The sequence below is a fragment of the Sphingomonas sp. TZW2008 genome (assembly GCF_002117915.1).
Lineage (GTDB): Bacteria > Pseudomonadota > Alphaproteobacteria > Sphingomonadales > Sphingomonadaceae > Sphingomonas.
On sequence record NZ_BDJB01000005.1, the window covers coordinates 394651 to 416023 of the forward strand.

At 66.2% G+C, this 21373-nt stretch carries 27 protein-coding genes and 1 other RNA gene; 8 read left to right on the top strand and 20 right to left on the bottom strand.

Annotated elements, in window-relative coordinates:
- Nucleotides 1–42 precede the first annotated feature (42 nt).
- The 4 genes from efp to thiE form a co-directional block, all read right to left on the bottom strand.
- Nucleotides 43–606, bottom strand: a complete 564-nt coding sequence (gene efp, locus B7L05_RS07835; protein ID WP_085809709.1) for an elongation factor P — start codon at nucleotides 604–606, stop codon at nucleotides 43–45.
- A gap of 35 nt (nucleotides 607–641) precedes the next feature.
- A complete protein-coding gene (locus tag B7L05_RS07840) occupies nucleotides 642–1238 on the bottom strand; it encodes a M23 family metallopeptidase (protein ID WP_085809710.1) in 597 nt (198 codons plus the stop codon).
- A 4-nt stretch (nucleotides 1239–1242) separates the two neighbouring features.
- Nucleotides 1243–2268 carry a L,D-transpeptidase family protein gene (locus B7L05_RS07845; protein ID WP_085809711.1) on the bottom strand — a complete coding sequence of 342 codons (1026 nt, stop codon included), beginning with the start codon at nucleotides 2266–2268 and terminating at the stop codon, nucleotides 1243–1245.
- 82 nt (nucleotides 2269–2350) lie between these two features.
- A complete protein-coding gene (gene thiE / locus B7L05_RS07850; RefSeq protein WP_085809712.1) occupies nucleotides 2351–3028 on the bottom strand; it encodes a thiamine phosphate synthase in 678 nt (225 codons plus the stop codon).
- Between the two features lie 561 nt (nucleotides 3029–3589).
- On the opposite strand from thiE, the gene B7L05_RS07855 reads away from it, so the two are divergent.
- A complete protein-coding gene (locus B7L05_RS07855; protein ID WP_085809713.1) occupies nucleotides 3590–4249 on the top strand; it encodes a fasciclin domain-containing protein in 660 nt (219 codons plus the stop codon).
- On the opposite strand, the gene B7L05_RS07860 is transcribed toward B7L05_RS07855, so the two are convergent.
- From B7L05_RS07860 to pgsA, 3 genes are read right to left on the bottom strand one after another with little or no spacing between them, the layout of a single operon-like run.
- On the bottom strand, nucleotides 4250–4684 hold the full coding sequence (locus B7L05_RS07860) for a molybdenum cofactor biosynthesis protein MoaE (protein WP_085809714.1): 435 nt from the start codon (nucleotides 4682–4684) through the stop codon (nucleotides 4250–4252).
- Nucleotides 4681–4932, bottom strand: coding sequence for a molybdopterin converting factor subunit 1 (gene moaD / locus B7L05_RS07865; RefSeq protein ID WP_375601252.1), 252 nt, complete (start codon nucleotides 4930–4932; stop codon nucleotides 4681–4683). The genes B7L05_RS07860 and moaD overlap by 4 nt, the downstream gene beginning before the upstream one ends.
- Before the next feature lie 2 nt (nucleotides 4933–4934).
- Nucleotides 4935–5501: a CDP-diacylglycerol--glycerol-3-phosphate 3-phosphatidyltransferase gene (gene pgsA, locus B7L05_RS07870; RefSeq protein ID WP_085809716.1), complete on the bottom strand. Its 567-nt coding sequence runs from the start codon at nucleotides 5499–5501 to the stop codon at nucleotides 4935–4937.
- Between the two features lie 116 nt (nucleotides 5502–5617).
- Here pgsA and B7L05_RS07875 point away from each other — a divergent pair, with 116 nt between their 5' ends.
- Nucleotides 5618–6913 (top strand): MFS transporter, encoded by a 1296-nt coding sequence (locus B7L05_RS07875; RefSeq protein ID WP_085809717.1) that lies wholly within the window; start codon nucleotides 5618–5620, stop codon nucleotides 6911–6913.
- Between the two features lie 3 nt (nucleotides 6914–6916).
- On the opposite strand, the gene B7L05_RS17410 is transcribed toward B7L05_RS07875, so the two are convergent.
- Nucleotides 6917–7084 carry a hypothetical protein gene (locus B7L05_RS17410; protein ID WP_179187152.1) on the bottom strand — a complete coding sequence of 56 codons (168 nt, stop codon included), beginning with the start codon at nucleotides 7082–7084 and terminating at the stop codon, nucleotides 6917–6919.
- A gap of 88 nt (nucleotides 7085–7172) precedes the next feature.
- Here B7L05_RS17410 and B7L05_RS07880 point away from each other — a divergent pair, with 88 nt between their 5' ends.
- Together B7L05_RS07880 and B7L05_RS07885 are read left to right on the top strand one after the other, a co-directional pair.
- Nucleotides 7173–7697: a gamma carbonic anhydrase family protein gene (locus B7L05_RS07880; RefSeq protein ID WP_085809844.1), complete on the top strand. Its 525-nt coding sequence runs from the start codon at nucleotides 7173–7175 to the stop codon at nucleotides 7695–7697.
- A gap of 75 nt (nucleotides 7698–7772) precedes the next feature.
- Nucleotides 7773–8741: a nitronate monooxygenase family protein gene (locus tag B7L05_RS07885; protein WP_085809718.1), complete on the top strand. Its 969-nt coding sequence runs from the start codon at nucleotides 7773–7775 to the stop codon at nucleotides 8739–8741.
- A gap of 10 nt (nucleotides 8742–8751) precedes the next feature.
- Here B7L05_RS07885 and B7L05_RS07890 read toward each other — a convergent pair whose 3' ends face one another.
- From B7L05_RS07890 to B7L05_RS07945, 12 genes are all read right to left on the bottom strand, one after another.
- Entirely contained in the window at nucleotides 8752–9057 is a 306-nt protein-coding gene (locus B7L05_RS07890) for a hypothetical protein (protein WP_085809719.1), read from the bottom strand.
- Entirely contained in the window at nucleotides 9054–9590 is a 537-nt protein-coding gene (locus tag B7L05_RS07895; protein WP_085809720.1) for a J domain-containing protein, read from the bottom strand. The genes B7L05_RS07890 and B7L05_RS07895 overlap by 4 nt, the downstream gene beginning before the upstream one ends.
- A gap of 56 nt (nucleotides 9591–9646) precedes the next feature.
- An RNA gene (gene rnpB, locus B7L05_RS07900) (RNase P RNA component class A) lies at nucleotides 9647–10039 on the bottom strand.
- Between the two features lie 34 nt (nucleotides 10040–10073).
- Nucleotides 10074–10763, bottom strand: a complete 690-nt coding sequence (locus tag B7L05_RS07905; protein ID WP_085809721.1) for an N-acetylmuramoyl-L-alanine amidase — start codon at nucleotides 10761–10763, stop codon at nucleotides 10074–10076.
- Nucleotides 10760–11650: a DMT family transporter gene (locus tag B7L05_RS07910; RefSeq protein WP_085809722.1), complete on the bottom strand. Its 891-nt coding sequence runs from the start codon at nucleotides 11648–11650 to the stop codon at nucleotides 10760–10762. Before B7L05_RS07910 ends, B7L05_RS07905 begins: the two co-directional genes overlap by 4 nt.
- Nucleotides 11651–11669: 19 nt before the next feature.
- Nucleotides 11670–12512 carry a protein-glutamate O-methyltransferase CheR gene (locus B7L05_RS07915; RefSeq protein WP_085809723.1) on the bottom strand — a complete coding sequence of 281 codons (843 nt, stop codon included), beginning with the start codon at nucleotides 12510–12512 and terminating at the stop codon, nucleotides 11670–11672.
- Nucleotides 12509–13567, bottom strand: coding sequence for a chemotaxis protein CheB (locus tag B7L05_RS07920; protein WP_256926657.1), 1059 nt, complete (start codon nucleotides 13565–13567; stop codon nucleotides 12509–12511). Before B7L05_RS07920 ends, B7L05_RS07915 begins: the two co-directional genes overlap by 4 nt.
- 8 nt (nucleotides 13568–13575) lie before the next feature.
- The gene (locus B7L05_RS07925; protein WP_085809724.1) at nucleotides 13576–13941 is read right to left on the bottom strand and encodes a response regulator; all 366 of its coding nucleotides are present in this window, start codon (nucleotides 13939–13941) and stop codon (nucleotides 13576–13578) included.
- 61 nt (nucleotides 13942–14002) lie between these two features.
- Nucleotides 14003–14434, bottom strand: coding sequence for a chemotaxis protein CheW (locus B7L05_RS07930; RefSeq protein WP_085809725.1), 432 nt, complete (start codon nucleotides 14432–14434; stop codon nucleotides 14003–14005).
- The gene (locus B7L05_RS07935; protein ID WP_085809846.1) at nucleotides 14431–16608 is read right to left on the bottom strand and encodes a chemotaxis protein CheA; all 2178 of its coding nucleotides are present in this window, start codon (nucleotides 16606–16608) and stop codon (nucleotides 14431–14433) included. The genes B7L05_RS07930 and B7L05_RS07935 overlap by 4 nt, the downstream gene beginning before the upstream one ends.
- A 68-nt stretch (nucleotides 16609–16676) precedes the next feature.
- Entirely contained in the window at nucleotides 16677–17321 is a 645-nt protein-coding gene (locus tag B7L05_RS07940; RefSeq protein WP_085809726.1) for a histidine phosphotransferase family protein, read from the bottom strand.
- Between the two features lie 24 nt (nucleotides 17322–17345).
- Nucleotides 17346–17756: a Mov34/MPN/PAD-1 family protein gene (locus tag B7L05_RS07945; RefSeq protein WP_085809727.1), complete on the bottom strand. Its 411-nt coding sequence runs from the start codon at nucleotides 17754–17756 to the stop codon at nucleotides 17346–17348.
- 11 nt (nucleotides 17757–17767) lie between these two features.
- On the opposite strand from B7L05_RS07945, the gene B7L05_RS07950 reads away from it, so the two are divergent.
- From B7L05_RS07950 to B7L05_RS07965, 4 genes are all read left to right on the top strand, one after another.
- Entirely contained in the window at nucleotides 17768–18715 is a 948-nt protein-coding gene (locus tag B7L05_RS07950) for an RluA family pseudouridine synthase (protein ID WP_085809728.1), read from the top strand.
- Nucleotides 18716–18774: 59 nt separating this feature from the next.
- Complete coding sequence (gene rpoH, locus B7L05_RS07955) at nucleotides 18775–19674, top strand: RNA polymerase sigma factor RpoH (RefSeq protein ID WP_085809729.1); 900 nt, start codon at nucleotides 18775–18777, stop codon at nucleotides 19672–19674.
- A 68-nt stretch (nucleotides 19675–19742) separates the two neighbouring features.
- Nucleotides 19743–20498 carry a hypothetical protein gene (locus tag B7L05_RS07960; RefSeq protein WP_085809730.1) on the top strand — a complete coding sequence of 252 codons (756 nt, stop codon included), beginning with the start codon at nucleotides 19743–19745 and terminating at the stop codon, nucleotides 20496–20498.
- A gap of 51 nt (nucleotides 20499–20549) precedes the next feature.
- Nucleotides 20550–21353: a sulfotransferase family 2 domain-containing protein gene (locus B7L05_RS07965; protein ID WP_179187153.1), complete on the top strand. Its 804-nt coding sequence runs from the start codon at nucleotides 20550–20552 to the stop codon at nucleotides 21351–21353.
- Nucleotides 21354–21373: the final 20 nt, after the last annotated feature.

Here is a 21373-nt window from a genome sequence, read left to right on the forward strand (position 1 = left end):
GAAGCGGCGTCAATCGGCAGCCGCTTCCATAACAAGTCGAAATCAGTCCGCGCGACGGACGTAGGTCTGCTCGTACACGTCGACGACGATACGCGTGCCGCTGGCGATGTGCGGCGGCACCATTACGCGCACGCCATTGTCGAGCACCGCCGGCTTGTAGCTCGACGAGGCGGTCTGCCCCTTCACCACCGCGTCGGCTTCGACGATCGTCGCCTCGATCGTGTCGGGCAGCTGCACGCTGATGGCTTCCTCCTCGTAGAGTTCCATCACGACGTCCATCCCGTCCTGCAGGAAGGCGGCGGCATCGCCGAGCAGATCGCGCGGCAGCGTCACCTGATCGTAGGTTTCCTTGTCCATGAAGACGAGCCCGTCGCCGTCGGCGAACAGGAACTGGAAGTCCTTGGTGTCGAGCCGCACGCGCTCCACAGTTTCGGCCGAGCGGAAGCGGACGTTGTTCTTGCGACCGTCGCGCAGGTTCTTGAGCTCGACCTGCATGTACGCGCCGCCCTTGCCGGGCTGCGTGTGCTGGATCTTCACCGCGCGCCAGATGCCGCCTTCGTACTCGATAATGTTGCCGGGACGGATGTCCACGCCGCTGATCTTCATGGATCTATACCTGCTGGAAAGAGCGATCCGCGCCTCTAGCGGCGCGGCGCCAATCCGGCAAGCAGGGGGTAGGGATTGCGCGGCTCGCCCTGATACCAGCGGTCGCCCGTGCGCATCCGGCTGACACCGAAATGGAGGTGCGTATTCCCCGCCCCGGCGTTGCCGGTATCGCCGACGAAGCCGAGCAGCGTGCCCCGCTTGACGCGCAGCCCCTCGCGCACGCCCGGCGCATAGCCAGCGAGATGCGCATAGTAATAGCTCCACGCGCGATCGGGCGATCGGACGTAGAGTGTCGTCCCGCCGGTGACGCTGCCGAACAACTTTTCGACCGTTCCCGGCGCGGCGGCGACGACCGGCGTGCCGCCTGGCGCCGGGATGTCGATCGCCTGATGCGAGCGCAGCCCCCCTGCCCTGCTCTGCCCCCAAGTATCGACCAGCCCCTTGGCTCCGACGCCGGCCACCGGCACGGCGAGCGGGGCACCCTGGGTCGGCAAGGCCGGCGGCGATGCCGGTGCGACGCGCGCCTGATCGGCCTCACGCGACGCGGTACCGCCGCCGAACGACACCATCGAGGCGAAGCCGGCGAGGACCAGCACGATCAGCCCGAGGATCGTCGCACCGAGCCTGGTCACGGCATCACGCCTGGAAGATCACCGGCGTTCCGGATTTGACCATCAGCGCGACGCGCGCCGCATCCCAATTCGTCAGCCGCACGCATCCATTGCTCTCGGTGCGGCCGATCTTCTCCGGATCGGGCGTACCATGAATGCCGTAATGCTCGCGGCTGAGATCGATCCACACCACGCCGACCGGGTTGTTAGGCCCTGGCGGGATGATCTGCGCCTGCTTGCTGTCGCTGACGCGCTTCAAGATCTTGGGGTTCATCTTCCAGTCGGGATTGGGCGAGACGTGCAGCACTTTCCAGTTGCCGATCGGCAGCGGGTCGCTCGCCGACCCGATCGTCGCGCTATACTGCCCGATCAACCGGCCTTGCGCATCATAGGCCCGCAGCAGCTTGTCGGACTTGTCGACGACGATCTTCGCGGCCTTGGGCGCGGCGGCATCGACGTTAAGCTGCGCCAGCGTCTGGCGCCACTGCGGCGTGGCGTCGTCGGGATAGGCGCGCGACGTCGGCAGCGCATTGGGGAACACCATCTTCTGCCCCGCGGCCAGCCTGGTGCCCGGGTTGAGCGCGGCGAGTACCGCCGGCGTTGTGTGGAACATCTCGGCCAATTTCTCGACCGGCGCCGAATAGAACATGCCGTCGAGCTTGGCCTGCTCGGCATAATCCTTCGGAATCGTCTGGACGAACGGCCCCGCCAGCGCGCGCTGATCGATCGTCAGCGTCACCGTCGGCCGGACCGAGCGATACGGATAAAGCGCGCGTAGCGTCGCCTGATCCGCCTTCCCCGTTACCGGCAGCCCGCGAGACTGCTGGAAGCCCTTGAGTGCATTGACGAGCGACATGCCCCCACGCCCGTCAAGTACACCCGGTCCAAAGCCAAGCTTGTCGAGGATCACCTGAACATGAAGGATCGAGCGATCGATCGGCGGCGCCGGCGTCGCCTGCGGTGTAGGCGCTGCCGCATTGCGCTGCTCCTGCGCGGTCGCAACGCCGGCCACCAAGCCGCTCGCCGCCAACGCGATGACGAATTTCCTCATGCTCGATCCTTCACTGATACGCTGCGTCTCCAACGGCTTGCGCCGCAAGTGGTTTCGATGGCGTAGCGAATGACGGGCGCTTTCAGCCGAGCACCGCCCCGAAGGAACGGATCGCGGCCGCTTCGTCGCCCCCCCATACGGCGTTCGATACGGCGATGAAGTCCGCGCCCGCCGCCACAAGCGGCGCGGCATTGTCGGGCGTGATGCCGCCGATCGCGACACACGGGAGCTCGAACAGCGCCGACCACCACGAAAGGATCACGGGCTCGGGCCGGTGCTTAACCGTCTTGGTCACCGTGGGATAGAAGCTGCCAAAGGCGACGTAATCGGCGCCAGCGTCGCCCGCTTCCATCGCAAGGTGGCGGCTGTCGTGGCACGTCACGCCGATCTGCACGTTTGGCCCAAGCAGCGCCCGCGCCTCGCGCGGGTCACCGTCGTCCTGCCCCAGATGCACGCCATCCGCGCCGATCCGCTTCGCGAGGCTGGCGCTATCGTTGACGATGAAGGCGACGTCGCGATCGGCGCAGATGCGCATCAGCGGCTCGGCCAACCGCGCGGCATCGTGTTGGTTGACGTCCTTAACGCGAAACTGGAACGCCGCGACCGGCCCCGCGTCGAGCGCGCGAGCGAGCCGGTCTGCGAAGGTGCCGGTCACGTCGAGCGGTGAGACGAGATAGAGCTGGCACGGCGGGCGGCGATCATCGCGCCGGAACGAAGCGGCGAAATCAGGATCGAGCGGGCCGAGAGGATCGTCTGTCATCCCCTGCCGGTAGCCCCCCTGCGCGCCGTACGGAAGTCGCCACTTCGGGAGGCCGGCGGGTTCATCGCGCCGTCAGCCTTGGCCGGCATAACTGCCTTGATGCACGCGCGCCTTCTTATCGCAGTCCATTTGTCGGCTCTTGCGTTAGCTGCACCGGCCTCTGCCTTCGCGCGAGCAAGCTCTGCGTGGCCGGCATTGGGGCAAACGCGCCATGTCGGCGAACTCCGGGTAACCCCGCTTCGCGTGATTGAGGATAGCCGCTGCCCACCTCGAGTCGTTTGCGTTTGGGCTGGCCGGCTGATCGTCCGCACGCGCATCGAACGGCGCGGCGCGCGCATCGAAGGCGACCTGACGCTCGGCGCGCCGGACACGAACGCGCTCGGCGTCGTCCTAGACGAAGTCATTGGCGAAAGAGTTGGGAAGGGCAAGCAGCGGCCTCGCTATCGCTTTCACTTCGCTGCGAGCTCCCCGGCAGGGATAACCGGCACCGGATCAGCGACGGGGTGAGCAACTACACCGCTTCACCGGACGTACTACCGTCACACGATTGTTGGATGCGTCATGAACACCATTACCCGTAGCGCCACGTTCGGCCTCGCCCTCGTTCTGGCAGGCTGCGCGGCGGCGCCGTCCAGGCTGGCAACCCCTGCCGCGCCCGCCTTCATCCCGCCGGTCACGGCGCCTGCTCCGCTAAATGCTGCGGCTTCACTCGCCGCGGCGGCCGCGACCGTCACCAATCCGCGGGTTGGCGGCGCGGCGATGCTCGGCACGCGTACCATCGCCGACAATTGTGCCGCGGCCCCCAATCTGCGTACGCTAACGCGCGCGATCGCACCGACGGAGACGCGTGCGGCACTTGCCGCCACTGGGCCGATTACCGTCTTCGCGCCGACCGATCAGGCGTTCGACCGCCTGGCGGCAAACGTGGTCGAGCAACTGATGGCGCCCGCCAATCGCGCGACGTTGAACCGGCTGGTTGCCTATCATGTCGTTCCCGGCGCGATCACGCTTGATCAGCTTCGCGCGCGTGTCGCGGCGAGCGGCGGCGCGGCACGACTGACGACGGTCGAGGGCGACCCGCTCACCGTCACGCGCGACGGCGAGGCGGTGGTGCTCACCGACGTCAACGGCAACAAGAGCTTCGTCGAGACGCCCGATGTGCAGCAGACCAACGGCATCGTACACGTCGTGAACGGCGTACTGGTGCCGCGGCTCGGCTGATCAGCCGGCCCAGCGCGCGGCGGCGTCCGCGTCCGTCGCGCGCGGCTCGACCCAGCGGTCGGCGGTGCCCACAGTCTCGCGCTTCCAGAACGGCGCATCGGTCTTCAGCCGATCGATGAGATAGGCGCACGCCTCGAGCGCCGCGCCGCGATGCGCCGCAGCGGCCGCGACGAAGACGATGCGGTCGCCGGGCACCATCGGACCGACGCGGTGGATGAGGGTCACCGCGGCAAGCGACCAGCGCGTCATAGCCGCCTGCGCCAGCGTCTCCAGCGCCGCCTCGGTCGCGCCCGGATAGTGTTCCAGCGTCAGCACGCGGACGCCGTCGTCGGTGCGCACCAAGCCGGTAAAGGTCGCGACGGCGCCGCCTTGCTCGGCCAGCGCCATCTCGGCAGCGACATCGATCGGCGCCGGATCCACGCGAATGCGGATCATCCGCCCGTCACCGGTGGAAAGATAGCGATCTCGCGCGCACCGGCGATCGGCGTGTCCAGCGCGACGAACGCCTGATCGCGCGCCGCGCGCAGTCGCGCCCGGTCGGCGAACGCCGCGGCATGGCCTGCGCTGCGATCGGCCAGCCAGTCGATCAGCTGAGCTATCGTCGTAACGTTGGCGGGCGGCGATACGTCCTCCTCGCCCGTGCCGATCCGCTCGCGTACCCAGGCGAAATAGACCATCCGCATCATCAATCCATGTGCTTCAGGCCGACGCGCAGGTAATCCCACCCGGTCACCATCGTCAGCGCGGCGGCGCTCCACAGCGATACGAGCCCCGCGAGCTTGATCCATTCGAGTGCCGGCAGCGCGCCCGCCAGGATCAGGGCGCCGAAAGCGACGAGCTGCAGCGTCGTCTTCCACTTGGCAAGCTGCGACACCGGCAGCGACACCTGCAGCCCGGCTAGAAATTCGCGCAACCCCGATACCGCGATCTCGCGCAGCAGAATGACGAGCGCTGGGATGATGTGGATGCCCGTGATCGCCGCGACGTCGTCGTGCCGCGTCCCCACCAGCATCAGGATCACCGCCGCCACCATGATCTTGTCGGCGATCGGATCGAGAAACACGCCGAGCCGCGACACCGCGCCCTGCGCACGTGCCAGATAGCCGTCGAAATAGTCGGTGATGCCCATCAGGCAGTAGAGCGCGAAGGCGAGCGCGAATCCAGCCTCCCACGTCGGCCACCACAATAACGCCACCAAGGCCGGCACCGCGACGATGCGCGACAAGGTGAGCAGGTTGGGCAGCGTGAGCACGATCCGTGACTTAGCCACCCCGGCGATACGCGCAACCCCGGCCGCGCGGGGTTGGCAGTGCCGGCGGCGGCACGCTATGCCGCCCCGATACAGCCACAACCGGGCACATTTCCGTCATGATCAATGCCCTTGGGCTTCTTAAACGACGACATTTCCTGCCGCTTTTCGTCACCCAGTTTCTGGGCGCCTTCAACGACAATCTGTTCAAGACCTCGATGGTCCTGTTCGCGACCTATCAGATCTTTGCCGACGAGGCGCAGGAGAGCTTCTTCAACGCGCTCGCCGCCGCGCTTTTCATCCTTCCTTTCTTCCTACTCTCTGCGCTGTCCGGGCAGCTCGCCGACAGCACCGACAAGGCGAGAATAATCCGGATGGTGAAGATCGCCGAGTTCGGCATCATGGCGCTTGGCTGCGGCGGGCTGCTGCTCGCGCGGACCGGCCAAGTGACGCTACCGGTGGTGATGATGCTCGGCGCGGTCGTTGGTCTCGGTATCCACTCGACCTTCTTCGGCCCGATCAAATACGCCATCCTGCCGCAGCACCTCGGCGAGGACGACGTGCTGGGCGGCACCGGACTGGTAGAAGCGGGCACCTATCTGTCGATCCTGCTCGGCACGATCCTGGCAGGGTTCATCTACCATTCGATCGCCACCGTCGCCGCCGTGACCTTCCTCGTCGCGCTGCTGGGGTACATCACCGCGCGCATGGTGCCCCCCGCCCCGCGCCTCGGCCCGCCGCTGACGCTCGATCTTAATCCGTTTCGCGCCTCGTGGAACCTCATCGCCGCGACGATGCACATCCCGCGGCTGTTCCTCGCGATCTGCGCGATCAGTTTCTTCTGGACGATCGGATCGGTGCTGGTGGTGATCTTCCCGCCGCTGGTGAAGAACGTCCTCACCGCCGACGCCAGCGTCGCCAGTCTTGTGCTCGCGATCTTCTCGGTCGGCGTCGCGATCGGCTCGGTCGTCATCAACCTGATGCTGCGCGGCCACATCTCGGCGCGCTTCTCGCCCGCCTCGGTGATCGCGATGGGTGGTGCGGTGATTGCCTTCTGGTTCGTCGTCAACGGCTGGGAAGCGGCGCCTTCGGGCACGCTGTACGACATTCCGGCGTTCGTCGCGCACCCGGGCGCGCCGCTGGTGCTGCTCGCGCTGCTCTTCGTGGCGATCTTCGGCGGCATGTTCGTGGTGCCGCTCTACGCGTTCCTCACCACCACCGTCGCGAAGGATCAGACCGCGCGCACCGTGGCGGCGAACAACGTGGTCAACGCGGGCGCGATGACGATTGGATCGGCCGCGGTCGCTGGCGTCACCGCGATGGGCGCGACGGCGAGCCAGTTGCTGTTGCTCGTCGCTGGCATGTGCGTCGTTTCGGCATGGATTGCGCAACGCCTGCACCGCGCCTGCGACTGAGCGTCACATGATGAGCGTATAGAAGCAGACGAAGAAGGCGGTGAAGCTCAGAACGAACAGCTTCAGGTCCTGATCGTCGTTGCGCGCGACGGCGGGGGCCGGCGGTGGCGGCAAGGTGCGGCGAAGCGGGTGGCGGGCGGCGCCTTTGGCGGGAATCATCGAGTGCTTCATGATTTCGCGTTAACGACTTGTTTACGATTTCGCCCAGTGGATTTCTGCCCCAATCTGCCGCTGTCCGAAGATGGCACAGGAGATGACGATGCCCTTGTACGAACTCCGCGGTCAGCGACCGACCTGTCACGATACCGCCTGGGTCGCGCCGAGCGCCGACATCGTCGGTGACGTCCGCCTCGCGGAGGACACCAGCGTGTGGTTCGGGGCGGTGATCCGTGGCGACAATACGACGATCCCGATCGGTGCGCGCAGCAACATCCAGGAAGGCGCGATGCTCCATTCGGATCCCGGATCGCCGCTGACCGTGGGCGAGGATTGCACGGTCGGCCACCACGCGATCCTGCACGGCTGCACGATCGGCGATCGCGTGCTGATCGGCATGGGCGCGACCGTGCTCAATCGCGCGGTCATCGCCGACGATTGTATCGTTGGCGCCAATGCGCTGGTGACGGAGGGCAAGACCTTCCCGCCCGGGAGCCTGATCGTCGGCAGCCCGGCGCGTGCCGTGAAGCAGCTCGACGAGCGCGCGATCGCAAGCCTCAAGGTCTCTGCCGCGCATTATGTCGAGAATTCCCGCGCCGCTGCGAGCGGGCTGAAGCGGGTCGACTGACGCGGCTTTAACGATCGTTCAAATCATCGCCGAACCCGCTGGACAGGTCGGATCGCAGGCGACATAACCTTGATTATGTCCGTTCCCGCGATCCTCTCCCGCCTGCGTCTGCCGATCATCGGCTCGCCGCTGTTCATCATTTCCGGTCCCGATCTGGTGATCGCACAGTGCAAGGCGGGAATCGTCGGATCCTTCCCGGCGCTCAATGCGCGGCCGCAGGGGCTGCTCGACGAGTGGTTGCATCGCATCACCGAGGAACTGGCCGCGCATAACCGCGCCAATCCCGATCGCCCCGCCGCACCGTTCGCGGTCAACCAGATCGTCCACAAATCGAACGATCGTCTCGACGCGGATCTCGCGACTTGCGAGAAATGGCAGGTGCCGATCACGATTACCTCGCTCGGCGCACGCGAGGAACTTAATCAGGCGGTGCACGGCTGGGGCGGCATCACCTTTCACGACGTGATCGACGATCGGTTCGCGCGCAAGGCGATCGAGAAGGGCGCCGACGGGCTGATCCCGGTGGCGAGCGGCGCCGGCGGGCATGCGGGGCGGCTTTCGCCGTTCGCGATCGTCAGCGAGATCCGCCAGTGGTTCGACGGCCCCGTCGCGCTGTCGGGCTCGATCGCGACGGGCGATGCGGTGCTCGCGGCGCAGGCGATGGGTGCCGACTTCGCCTATATCGGATCGCCCTTTATCGCGACCGAGGAAGCAAATGCCGACGAAGGCTATAAGCAGGGCATCGTCGAGGGTCGCGCGTCGGACATCGTCTATTCGAACCTCTTCACCGGCGTGCACGGGAATTATCTGCGCGGCTCGATCAAGCGCGCCGGGCTCGATCCCGACAATCTACCCGAGGGCGACTATAAAACGATGAACTTCGGCCAGGGCGACAATGCGCCGAAGGCCAAAGCGTGGCGCGACATCTGGGGCTCGGGCCAGGGTATCGGCGCGGTCGAGAAGGTCGAGACGGTCGCCGACCGGATCGACCGGATGGAGCGCCAGTACAATGCCGCCAAAGCGCGGATCGGGCTCGCCGCCTGATCCGAGCCGATTATCGCGGCAGGTCGGCGCTCAGCGTGTCGACCAGCCGGGCGGCATCGTCCCCGTCCTGAACGATCAGCCACTGCCCCGGCCGCCGCGTATCAATCACCGCCACGCCGTGCTTCGGACATAGCCCGAGACACTTCGTCTCGAGCACACCGATATCCGCCTTGCGGCCCTTGCCGAAGCCCGGCTCGGCGCGCAGCACGGCCGCAAGCCGGTCGCGGCCCCTGTCGCCGAACCCGCCGCCCATCTTCTTCGAACATTTGCCGCATACCAGCAGCGCAGCGCGCCAGTGCGATCGCGCGTGCTTCACGCCGGCTTCCAGCTCCGTCGCTCTTCGGCGGTTCGCAGGACGTCATAGGCAGCCTGGATCGCCTGGAACCGCGTTGCGGCCTCGGCGTCGCCCGGTCGCACATCGGGGTGGTTCGACTTGGCGAGGCGCCGCCACGCCGTGCGGATATCCTCGAAGCTCGCATCGCTTTCGAGATCGAGTACCTCCAACGCGCGCATCTCGTCACGCGATCGCGTGCCGTCGCCCGCCCCGCCCCAGCCATAATGCCGCGCCTGTTCGAAGCCCGACGCATCGCGTCGCTCGTTCTGCTCGCGCGCGGCCGCCTCCTCGGCGTTCAGCCCCTCGAAGTAATTGTAGCCGCGATTGTACTCACCGGCGTGCTGCTGGCAGAAATACCAGCGTTCCGGGCTGTTGGGCGATTTGGGCGCCGGGCAATTGCCCGGTTCCTCGCAGCCATGCCGGTCGCACAGACGCACCGTCGTCGCCTCACGCTCCGCGCCATAAGGCCGCCAGCGAGGGAAACCCCAGTCGTTCGAACGGGAAGAACGCGTCATCGCGCTGTATCTAGCGATTGCGATGCTAAGGTTAAAGCGGCGCGCGGCCGGACGATGACACCAGAGGGCCTGTAAGCCGGGTTCTGTCCACCCTTTGCGGGGTTGGGCGACCATTCCTCTAGGCGCGCCGTTGCCGACGCGCTCAAGCAACCAACCCGGGCAACGGGCGGGAACACGCCCCGGAGCATGAAGCCCCATGTCGCCCCTATTCGGTCTTGCTCCCGGTGGGGTTTGCCATGCCGCCGCCGTTACCGGAAGCGCGGTGCGCTCTTGCCGCACCCTTTCACCCTTGCCCGGCCGAAGCCTTCATCCGAAGATTGGGCGGTCTACTCTCTGTGGCACTTTCCCTAGGGTCACCCCCGGCGGGTGTTACCCGCCACCGTCGTTCCGCGGAGCCCGGACTTTCCTCGGCGTGCGTTGCGGCACGACGCGGTCGCCCGGCCCTCTGGTGTCGGCGTCGCTGTAGCGCCCGGTTCGCTGCGGTCAATCGTCGCCCTGCGGCTTGGGCAGCAGCAGCGCGAGTAGGATCATGCGGCATTCCGCATCAATCTCGCCGTCGATCAGTTCGGGCCGGAAGCGACGCTGGAACGCGACGATCGCCGCCATCTTGTCCGTCACATCGTAGCCGAACCGCTCGAGTGCGAGCAGGAAGCCCGCCTCCGACCACATCGGGTCCATCAGGTTCTTCGTCGGACGCGGCAGCGCGAGCCGCAGCCGTGCGAGCTTGCCCCACGGAAACAGCTCGCCGGGATCGCGCTTGCGCGCCGGCGCAATGTCGGAATGGCCGACGATGTTGCCGCGGGTGATCTCGTAGCGGTCCTTCAGATCGTGGACGAGGCGGATCACCGCGTCGATCTGTTCGTCGGGGAAGGGGCGGTAGCCGAATTCATGCCCGGGATTGACGATCTCAATCCCGATCGACGCGGAATTGACGTCGGTGACGTCGCGCCAGTGCGATCGGCCCGCGTGCCACGCGCGCTTGTCGTCGGGCACCAGCCGCAGCACGGTGCCGTCCTCGGCCACGACGTAGTGTGACGATACCTTTGCCTCCGGATCGCGCAGGCGAGCGATCGCCGATTCGGCATCGACCATCCCGGTATAATGCAGCACGATCATCGTGATCGGCAGCGCGCGATCGTCGAAATTGGGCGACGGCGCCTCGATCGGCGTCATTGATGTTCCTTGGCGCGGGCGGTGCGGATGGTCACGATCGCCACCCCTAGCATCGCCACCCCGCCCCCGGCCAGCATGACCATCCCGAGCGGCGTGCCGAACCAGTAACTCGCCGCGAAGACCGACACGACAGGCGCGGCAAGCGTCAACGGCGTGACGGTGGAGACTGGGTGGCGCTGCAGCAGCCACACCATTGCCCCTTGCCCGAGCACGGTCGATCCGATCGCCGAGAAGGCGACCCAACCCAGTGTCGCGAGGCGGAGCTGCGGGATCGCGTGCATCGCGGCCGGCTCGGCCCATGCCGCCAGCCCGCCGAGTACCAGCGCGCCGATCAGCCCGACCCAGGCGTAGATCGTCAGGATCGGCACGCCGCGCAGCTGGCGCTGGATCAGCGAGCAGATCGCCCAGATGAAGCTGCCGATCGCGGTCAGCGCAATGCCCGGCCCCTCGCGCGCCGCGGCGGGATCGAAGACCAACAGGCCGACGCCGGCGAACGACAGCACGATGCCAATGATACGCGGACCATGGATCCGCTCCTTGAAGACAATGATCGCGAGCAGCATGGAGAAAGGCACGCCGAGCTGCCCGGCGATCGCCAGCGCGCCGACATTGTCGGCGACAACCAGCGACAGGTTGATGGCGACGTAAAACAGCCCGCCCGAAAGGAAGCCGAGCCCGAGCAACGCACGCATCCGACCTGGCACGATGCGCAGCGACCCTGCGCAGACGAGCAGCACGATCGCCTGGCGCAAAAATCCCGCTGTTAGCGGCGCGATCTCGCCCACCGCCATCTTCACCGCAACAATGTTGAAGCCCCACAACAGGTTCATGGCGACGACGACCAACAGGTCGCGCGGGCCGAAATGCGTGGGCGGGGCGGACGTCATCGCTGCCCCGGTGCGGCGCTCAGCCAGCCTTGTAAACCACGTTTGGGTCAGCAGGGGCGATTTCGTAGAGGCCGCGGAAGCGCCGACTGGGCACGAACGCGTCCGACTGGCCGATCACCGTTTCGCCCGCGCCGAGGATCAGCACGCCGTTCGGCCGCAGCGCTTGGGCGATCGCGTCGAGCACCTGCGCGCGCAGTCCCGGCGCAAGGTAGAACAGCACGTTGCGGCAGAAAATGGCATCGAATCGGCCGGGCGGCGGCAGGTCGGCCACCAGGTTCTGGCGTCGCCACGCGATGCGCTGGAGCAGGTCTGGGCGGACGATCCAATCGTTGTCGCGCTGCTCGAACCAGCGGATCAGGCGCCTGATCGGCAAGCCGCGCTGCACCTCGAATTGCGTGAAGCGCCCCACTCGCGCGCGCGCGATAGCGGCCTTCGATACGTCGGTTGCGACGATCTCGGGAACGACGCCGCCGCGTTCGACGAACTCCATCGCCAACGACAGCGGCTCCTGCCCGGTCGAGCAACCCGCGCACCAGATGCGCGGCGCCGGTGCGTCGAGAGCGGCGATCGCGTTGGCGGCGGCTTCGATCACGCCGGCATCGCGGAAGAAGGAGGTTTCCTGGTTGAGCATCGCGTCGATCACGCGATCGGCGAGCGCGGCGTCGCTGCCGTCGAGCAGCCGCGTCACCAGCGCGTCGACGTTGGGAAGCCCGCGTTCGAGCGCGATTGGGCGCAGCGCCGTATCAATGCGCCAAGTGCGATTGGCTGCGATCTGCTGGCCGGTACGCGCCTCGAGCAAGGCCGCAAGCACGTTGACGGTGCCTGGGCTCGCCTCGCCCGCATTGTCGCGCCGTGCGGTCATGCGACGCTTTCCGGCGGCGCGATGAGGCGGGCGATCGCGTCAGGGGGCAGTACGGCGTCGGCGAGCCCGGCGCGGACCACTGCGCCGGGCATGCCCCAAACGACGGAGGTCGCGGCGTCCTGCGCGACGATCGTGCCGCCGCAGGCCCGCACGCGCATCGCACCGTCAATGCCGTCGCGTCCCATCCCGCTGAGGATGACCGCGAGGAGGCGGGCGCCGTAACAATCGGCGAGCGAGGCGAACATCGGATCCACCGATGGTAGATTGCCGTTGGGAACTGGCTCGCGGCTCAGCCTGATCGTGGCGCGACCCCGCGGTAGCGGAACCGCGACAATATGCGCATCGCCCGGCGCAACGATGATCGCGCCGTCGATCGGCGCCATGCGATCGGTGGCAACATGGCACGGCCGGCCGGTTATGACGTGGAGCTGATCGGCAAAATAGGGGATGAAGGCGCGCGGCAGATGCTGCGTCACGACGATCGGCGCGTTGAACGTCCGCGGCAGCGCGCGCAACAGGCTGCCGATCGCATGAATGCCGCCAGTGGAGGCGCCGATCGCTACGAGATCGAAGCCACGCCGCTGCAACGGAAGGGCGCGCAGCGGTCGGGGCGCGCACTGGTCGGTCTCGGTCAAGCGAACGAGCTTGTCGATCAGCGCCCGTGCGAAGGCAGCGGGGCTGCGCCCCTGCCCTGGTTTCTCCAGCGTATCGGCCGCACCCAGCGCGAGCGCCTGGACGGTCGACGCGGCACCGTCTCCAGCAAGCGAAGACACGATCAGCACCTTCGCCCCCTGCCCTGCGGCAAGCAGCTCGGGCAGACCAGCAAGCCCGCCCACACCGGGCAGTTCGAGGTCGAGCAGGATCACGTCGACCCGCTCGGCGGCAAGGAATTCCAGAGCCCGGGCGACGGTCGACACGGCGCCGACAACCACGAACGAAGCATCCGCCGAGACCGCTCGCGCCAGCACGGCGCGCGCGACGGTCGAATCGTCGACGATCAGCAGGCGCTGCGGCGCGGGGCCGCGAACGGCCCGATTGATCGACGAGATCGCCACGACAGCGGTCAGGCGACGCCGACGATCTGCAGCTTGCTCTCGAGCGTCTCGCGATCGAACGGCTTCATGACATATTCGTCGGCCCCGGCCTCAATCGCGGCGCGAATATGCGCCATGCCGTTTTCGGTCGTGCAGAAGACGACCTTGGGCCGGCTGGGCAGCGCCGATTCGCGCAGGGCACGCAGGAAGTCCATGCCGCTCATCACGGGCATGTTCCAGTCGAGCAGCACGACGTCGGGCGGGCTGGCGACGCACGCTTCGAGCGCTTCGCGCCCATCAGCCGCTTCGGAGACGGCGAAATCAAGACCTTCCAGGATGTGTCGCGCCACTTTGCGGATCACCTTGGAGTCGTCGACGACGAGACACGATTTCATCACCCAACTCCGCAATTTCCTTACAGACCCGTCTCTTGCCGGATCAACGGTAAGCACGGCGTTAATCAGCGTGACTCATCGTTCGTACCAGCGCCGCGAGATCGACGATCAGGAGCGGTTCACCGTCGTGCTCTGCCGCGCCCGTCACCACAGCAGCCCATCGGGCTCCGAGCGGCACGCCCGCCGGAATGGGTTCAACGTCAAGGGCAAGGACGTCATGTAGCGCATCGACCTGGATCGCGTGATGGTGGCCATCGACGACCGTCAGGATTGCCCGTTCTGCATCAGCGGGTGCCTTCCCCAGACCGAGCAGATACCAGCTATCGACCACCGTTACGACGCGGCTTCGCAGCGCCGCTAGGCCCATGACCGCGGGATGCGCGCGCGGCGCCGGAACGATCGCGGTCACATCTACGACGGAATCGACCAGGTCGGCCGGAATGGCGATGGAACGGCCGCCGACACGCGCAAGCAGATGAAGCGCCTGTGTCACCGCGATCCTCCCGCTGCCGCATTCTTAGCCGGGCCGGCTGCCCCGCCTAATGCTGGCGCGGCGGCATCGACCCGATATCCAGCCGCCTCAATCGTCCGCCGCACAATGCTGTATTGCGCATCAGCCGCTTCGCCCTCGATCAGGCAAATCGGACGGTCTGTCGATGGTCGAACGGCCGTAGGTAAGAGCAAGCGCGGATCGACGATCTCGATCGGCTTTCCTTCGATCACCGCGACCCCAATCATCGCGCCGGGCGCGTCGATCGGGACAATCTCGCCCGCCACGTTGACGATGTCGCTCGCGGCACGGATCAGGTATCCCGTCGGCGCGGCCCTCTCATGAAGGGGATGCAGCAATAGCATCGACAGCGCTTCGGCCGGCGGTGGCGTGTCAACGATCAGCGGAATCGTCGCCGATTGATCGCTCGCCCACCAACGATCGCCGGCGTAACTCAGTCGTGAGACCGGAACCGGCTCGATCCGATCGACCGCGTCGAGCGCGATCAACCTGCGTTCGCCATCAAGCGCGACGAACATCAACGCCGACAGGCCCTGCGCGACGGCCTCTTCTTCCGGCTCGTCAGCGGTCACGACCGCATCGAACGCCACGCCGGCGACACTCGCCACACCGCTGCAATCGACGAGTAGCAGTGGCTCGCCGGTTTCGAGCAACATCTGTCCGGCATAGATGCCCGCCGCCATCACCGCCGGCGCCGCCGGCTTCACAACCAGCTCCTGTGCGTCGATCACCGCGTCGACGGCCAGTGCGAAGCTACCGCTCGGCAAATTGACGATCATCAGACGCGTGCCGAGCGCTGCCCCGACACCAATCACGGAATTGAATGAGACGAGCGGCAGACGCCGATCACGCACCGTCGCAAGCGAGCCATCGCCAAGCTGATCGATCCGTACCGTCGACGAGCCCACGGCGACGATCTCCTCGATCATCTGGCGCGGCACTGCGTATCGGCCGCCCCCAGCCTCGATCACGATCGCGGACAGGATTGAAAGCGTCAGCGGCACCGCGATCGTCGCGATCAATCCGCGGCCGACCGTGTTGGACAGCCGGATCGACCCGCCGATCTGCTCGACGTTGGTGCGCACCACATCCATGCCGACGCCGCGACCCGACAGCGCGGTCACCTCGTCGCGCGTCGAAAGACCGGGCTCGAAGACGAGCTCGAGCCGCTCGCGCTCGCCGAGCGCGTTCAGCGCCGCGGCGCGCGCCGGCTCCTGCACCATCCGCTTCGCCACCAGCCGCTCGGTATCGATGCCGCGACCGTCATCGGTGATCTCGACGATGATCTGGTTGCCACTCTGGCGCGCTGCGATGGTCAGGCGGCCCGCCTCGGGCTTGCCGCTGCGACGCCGCTCCTCGGGCGTTTCGATCCCGTGATCGATCGCATTGCGCACCATGTGGACAAGCGGATCGCGCAGCAGCTCGATCATCTCGCGATCGAGCTCGACGTCACCTCCGTTGACTGTGAGCGTCACCTTCTTGCCTAGCTGTGCGGCGGTGTCGCGCACCAGCCGCGGCAGCGGCGAGAACAGCGCGTCGATCGCCTGCATCCGCGTCCGCGTCACCGTGTCGCGCAACTCGGCCACCGTCAGCGACAGGCGATCGACCGCCGCCTCGAGCGCCGGATCACCGGTCTCGCGCAGGCGCCGCGCGAGGTCGTTGCGCGCCAGCACCATTTCCGACATGCCGCTCATCATGCGGTCAAGCAGGTCGACCGAGAGACGAATGCTGCGCACGGGCGCGCGCGGTGCAGCGCTCGGCGCTCTCTTCGCCTCGATCGGGGCGGTGGGTTCGCCAGCGAGCGCCGCGAGCAGCAGGTCCTCGGACGAATCGTCGAGCGCGACGCCCGCGTCGATCGCTTCGACGATCTCGCCGATCCGGTCGATAATTGCGAGGACGGCGTTGACGAGCTGCGTATCTGGCGCGCGATCGCCCGATCGCACCGATTGCAGCACGTCCTCCGCCGCGTGGCTCAACCGTGCGAGCCGCGGAAGGTCGAGGAAGCCGCAGCTGCCTTTCACCGTGTGAACGAAGCGGAAGATCGAATCGAGCCGCGAGCGGTCGGCGGGATCGGCCTCCCACGCGACGATTTCGCCCGAGATCGCAGCCAGCGTCTCGCGCGTCTCGGCGATGAATTCCTGCAGCAGATCGTCCATGGCCGCCGGCATCTGCACCGTCAGCGGTAAATACCACGTTTACCCGACGAACGGCAGGACGCGCAGAGTTACCGAGCGCGCATTGCGGCGCCAAACAGTAGCACGTTCTCTCCGGGCGCGCTGACCAGCACTTTGCCATCCGCGCCGGCGACCATCTCATGCACCAGGAACGCCGCTGCGGCGCGCGCCGTCACCGTCTCGCCCGCCGCGCCGTTGACCAGCGTTGCGCGCAACTCGTCGTCGAGCGTGATACGCGGCCCTTCTGCCTTCAGCACTATTTCGATCGCGCCATCGTTCGCCTCGCCGCCGATGTCGAGCGTGCCGCCGCGCACCAGCGCGTCGCCCGCGATCATCGCGAGGTTGAGCAGGACCTTGATCGCCGTCTTCGGCAGGAACTGCTCGTCGACCATCCAGTTGACCGTCAGCCGCTTCGTCTCGCCGAACAGCCCCTCGATCGCCTGCTGCGCCTCGCGCGTGTCGACCATTTCGCCGAACCCGCCGGCCGCGCCGAACGCGAGGCGGAAGAACTTGAGTTTCGCCGCCGAGGTTCGCGCGCTTTCCGCCAACAGCTCCATGCACCGCTCGCGCATCGCCGGATCGGTCTCGTCGGCGAGCAGCTCAAGCCCGTTGTTGAGCGCGCCGATCGGCGACAGCAGGTCGTGGCACAGGCGCGAGCAGAGCAAGCTGGCGAAATCAACGGGATCGATCGTCATGTCCGGTCCATGACGCAGCCGAGTCTAGCGTGCAATGGCAAGCGCCACCGGATCGAAGCGGCCGTGCACCGTCCCGTCGCGCACCGCGCGCCATGCCGCCAGAGCGCTACCCGCCGCGATGAGCCAGAAGGCGCCGTCGTCGGCGGCGGCCGCGGCATCGGTCCACGACGGCACGGTGCTGCCGGTTGGATGCGAGTGGTAATAGCCGATCACCGCCGGTCCGCCTTCCCGCGCCGCACGCAGCGCGCGGAACAGCGCCGACGGATCGACTTCGAAGTGAGTCGCCGGGGTTGGGTGCACGTTCGCGCAGGCGATCGCGTCGTGCACCGTGTCGTCGTCACCAAGCAGCAGGCCGCAGATCTCGGTGCGCGAACCCTTCGCCTCGGCAACGATCCGCTCCCGCAACGATCTTGAAATCTGCAGCCTGGTCTCCATCTAGGACCTACATGGACCGGGGGGTTTCCATCATTCAAGCGACGATCGCGGCGGCGGCCGATGGCTGGCGCCTCGATCGCGCGCTGGCCGACGTCGTGCCGACGCTGTCGCGCGAACGATTGAAGGTGCTGATCAACGCGGGTCAGGTAACGCGCGACGGCGTGGCGGTGCGCGATCCCGCGAAGCGGGCAAGCGCCGGCGAGCAATTCTCGGTTACCGTTCCCGCGCCTGCGCCGGCGCACAACGAGGCACAAGACATACCGCTCGTCGTCGCGTTCGAGGACGAGCATCTCATTGTCGTCGACAAGCCCGCGGGACTGGTCGTGCACCCCGCCGCAGGCAATCTCGACGGCACGCTGGTGAACGCACTGCTGCACCATTGCGGCGGCTCGCTTTCCGGCATCGGCGGCGTCGCGCGGCCCGGAATCGTTCACCGCATCGACAAGGACACGTCGGGGCTGATGGTTGCCGCGAAGACCGATCGCACGCACGTCGGGCTCGCGAAGCAGTTCGCCGACCATTCGATCGATCGCCGCTACAAGGCTATCGTCGCCGGGCGGCCGATGCCACCTGACGGGAAGGTCGATGCGCCGCTCGCACGGTCGCCGCACAACCGGAAGAAGGTGGCGATCGTCGCCAACGGCAAGCGCGCCGTCACCCATTTCCGCACTGAGCATCGGCTGCGCGAGGCCGCGCTAGTCGAATGCCGGCTCGAAACCGGGCGAACACATCAGGTGCGCGTGCACATGGCGTCGATCGGCCACGCCTTGCTGGGAGACCCGGCCTATGGTAGAACGAAACAAGTTCATAAGCGTACACTTGATGAACTGGCGTTCCACCGCCAGGCACTGCACGCGGCGCGGCTCGGGTTCGTTCACCCGATAACGAACGAAATGCTGACCTTCGACAGCGTCATGCCTGCCGACATGCAGGAACTGTTCAGTCAACTCGACGTATAGGACCAAAGCGTTTCGCTGCGACGCGGCAAACGCTTCTCCGGAAAGGGAGACGACGTACCATGGCAAGCGGAAACGTCCCAGCGACGATCCCCGCACTCGGCGGCGAGCAGAGCCTCAACCGCTATCTCGCCGAGATCAAGAAGTTCCCGATCCTGGCGCCCGAGCAGGAGTACATGCTCGCCAAGCGGTTCCAGGAACATGGCGATCCGGAGGCGGCGGCGCAACTCGTCACCAGCCACCTGCGCCTCGTCGCGAAGATCGCGATGGGCTATCGAGGCTATGGCCTGCCCGTGTCCGAGCTGATCAGCGAGGGCAACATCGGGCTGATGCAGGGTGTGAAGAAGTTCGAGCCGGATCGCGGCTTCCGTCTCGCGACTTACGCGATGTGGTGGATTCGCGCCTCGATTCAGGAATTCATCCTGCGCTCGTGGAGCCTCGTGAAGATGGGCACCACCGCGGCGCAGAAGAAGCTGTTCTTCAACCTGCGGCGGATGAAGGCGCGGCTCGACGCGTTCGAGGACGGCGATCTGTCGCCGGAGAACCTGCAGAAGATCGCGACCGACCTCGGCGTCAGCGAGGCGGACGTCGTCAGCATGAATCGCCGCATGGCGATGGGTGGCGACACGTCGCTCAACGTTTCGATGCGTGAGGACGGCGAGGGTCAGTGGCAGGATTGGCTGCAGGACGACGCGCCATTGCAGGATCAGGTCGTTGCCGAGGCGCAGGAAGCCGACGTGCGCCACGGCATGCTCGTCAACGCGATGGACAGCCTCAACGATCGCGAGAAGCATATCCTTACCGAGCGGCGTCTCACCGACGATCCCAAGACGCTCGAGGAGCTGAGCCAGGTTTACGGCGTCAGCCGGGAGCGCGTTCGCCAGATCGAGGTCCGCGCGTTCGAGAAGCTGCAAAAGGCGATGATGAAGCTCGCCGGTGACAAGCGCTTGTTAACTGCCTGATTTTCGGCGCCCGCGCTTGCCAGCCCCGCCCCGCCCGGCCATTCCCGCCGCGCAAGGCGGGGCTTTTCATGTGGGCTGATATCAGGCGTCTCTATCGCGATAGCGCGGCTTTCGCTCTGGCGCTGCCGATCCTCTTCTCGATCCCCGTCATCCTCGAATTCGCACAGCACGTGGTTGAAATCGATCTCGGGCTCTTCGACGGCAATCGCGTGGCAGCCTCGCTCGACCAGCGCCGCTTGACGCTCGGCTTCGCCAAGACACTCGCGTTGATCCTTCCGGGCTATTGGTTCGTGCGATATATGGCGTGGAACCGCGATGAGGCGCGCGCGAAGCGTGTCGCTTGGCCGGCGGTCGGACTGTTCGCCTTCCAGTTCCTGATACAAGCATCATTTCAATGGTATGCGCTGTTTGGTCCGTCGATCGCGACGCTGATGTCGATCGAAGGGTCTGCTGCGAACTATTTGTCGGTAGGGACAGTCGCGTTGGCGACAATCGGCGGCGTCTATCTGACCGCCCTGTTCGTCGCTTGGCCGCTGGGAAACTCGAGCATCGGTCCGCTCCGCTCGATTGCAATTATGACGGGCAGCTTCTGGCGCACGATCGGGTATACGATCGGCGGCGCAGTGCCGTTGATGGCAGTGCATTATGCGCTCAATTACGGCGCCATGGGCCAGCCGCGTGCCATCGTATGGGCAATATTGGGGCTCGATGCGCTCGTGGTTGGCTTTCTCGCACTGACGATGGTCGGCGCGCACTATCTCGCCGCGCGCTATGCCGCCGCACGCACGGGCGTCGCGTTGCTGCCGGCTGCTGAAAGCGATTGAGCGGCTGCGGCACGCGTGGCATCGACGCGCGCAGTCGGAGAGCAGGCAAACGTGGCATTCGGTGATCTTGGTAGCAGCGGATTGGCCGACTTCCTCGCCGCCGGCCGTTTCGTCGACGAGTTATGCGTTTTCATTCACATACCGAAGACCGCCGGCTCATCGCTGTCAGCGGAACTCGCGCGCCTGCGACCGCCGTATCACAATATCCACCGCCGCTATTTTGACGGTGAAACGGTCACCTTCACCTCGATGGAAGAGGAGATTGCAACGTTCGTCGCGGAGCCTGAATTAGCCGACGCGCGATCCTGCTCAGGGCATTTTACCTGGGAACAGGCGGCGCCGATCCGAGCAGCGCGCCCTGATGCGCGATTCTTCACCTTTCTGCGCGATCCGGTGCAACGCGTGATCTCGGACTATCGCTATTCCCGGACGCCGACGCACCCCACGTATCGCGAGACCATTGCACGCTTTCCGACGATCGAGACGTATGTTGAAGCGCGCGAAACGCAGGACAAGATGGCGCGCTTTCTACTGCCTGACGATGTTCGCACCCGTGATGCGATCGCAGCATTTCTGAATCAAAACTATGCGTTCGTCGGGCTGCTCGAGATGTATCCGCTTTCGTTCAACATCCTCTCGCGACTGCTCGGCGATAACCTGTTACCCTCAGAGCACCGGCGAAAAACGGAAAACACTCAGGACAACGAAGTAGCCGATACTCCCGCGCTACGCAGTTATATACTGGATCATAACCAGCGCGATCGCGATCTGTACGATATCGCCCATCAGCGGCTACTTGCAATTCGTGATGCATGGCGCACGCTGCGGGTCAGCGAAGTGGCGAACGAGCGATGATAACGATCGCTCGCTACTCC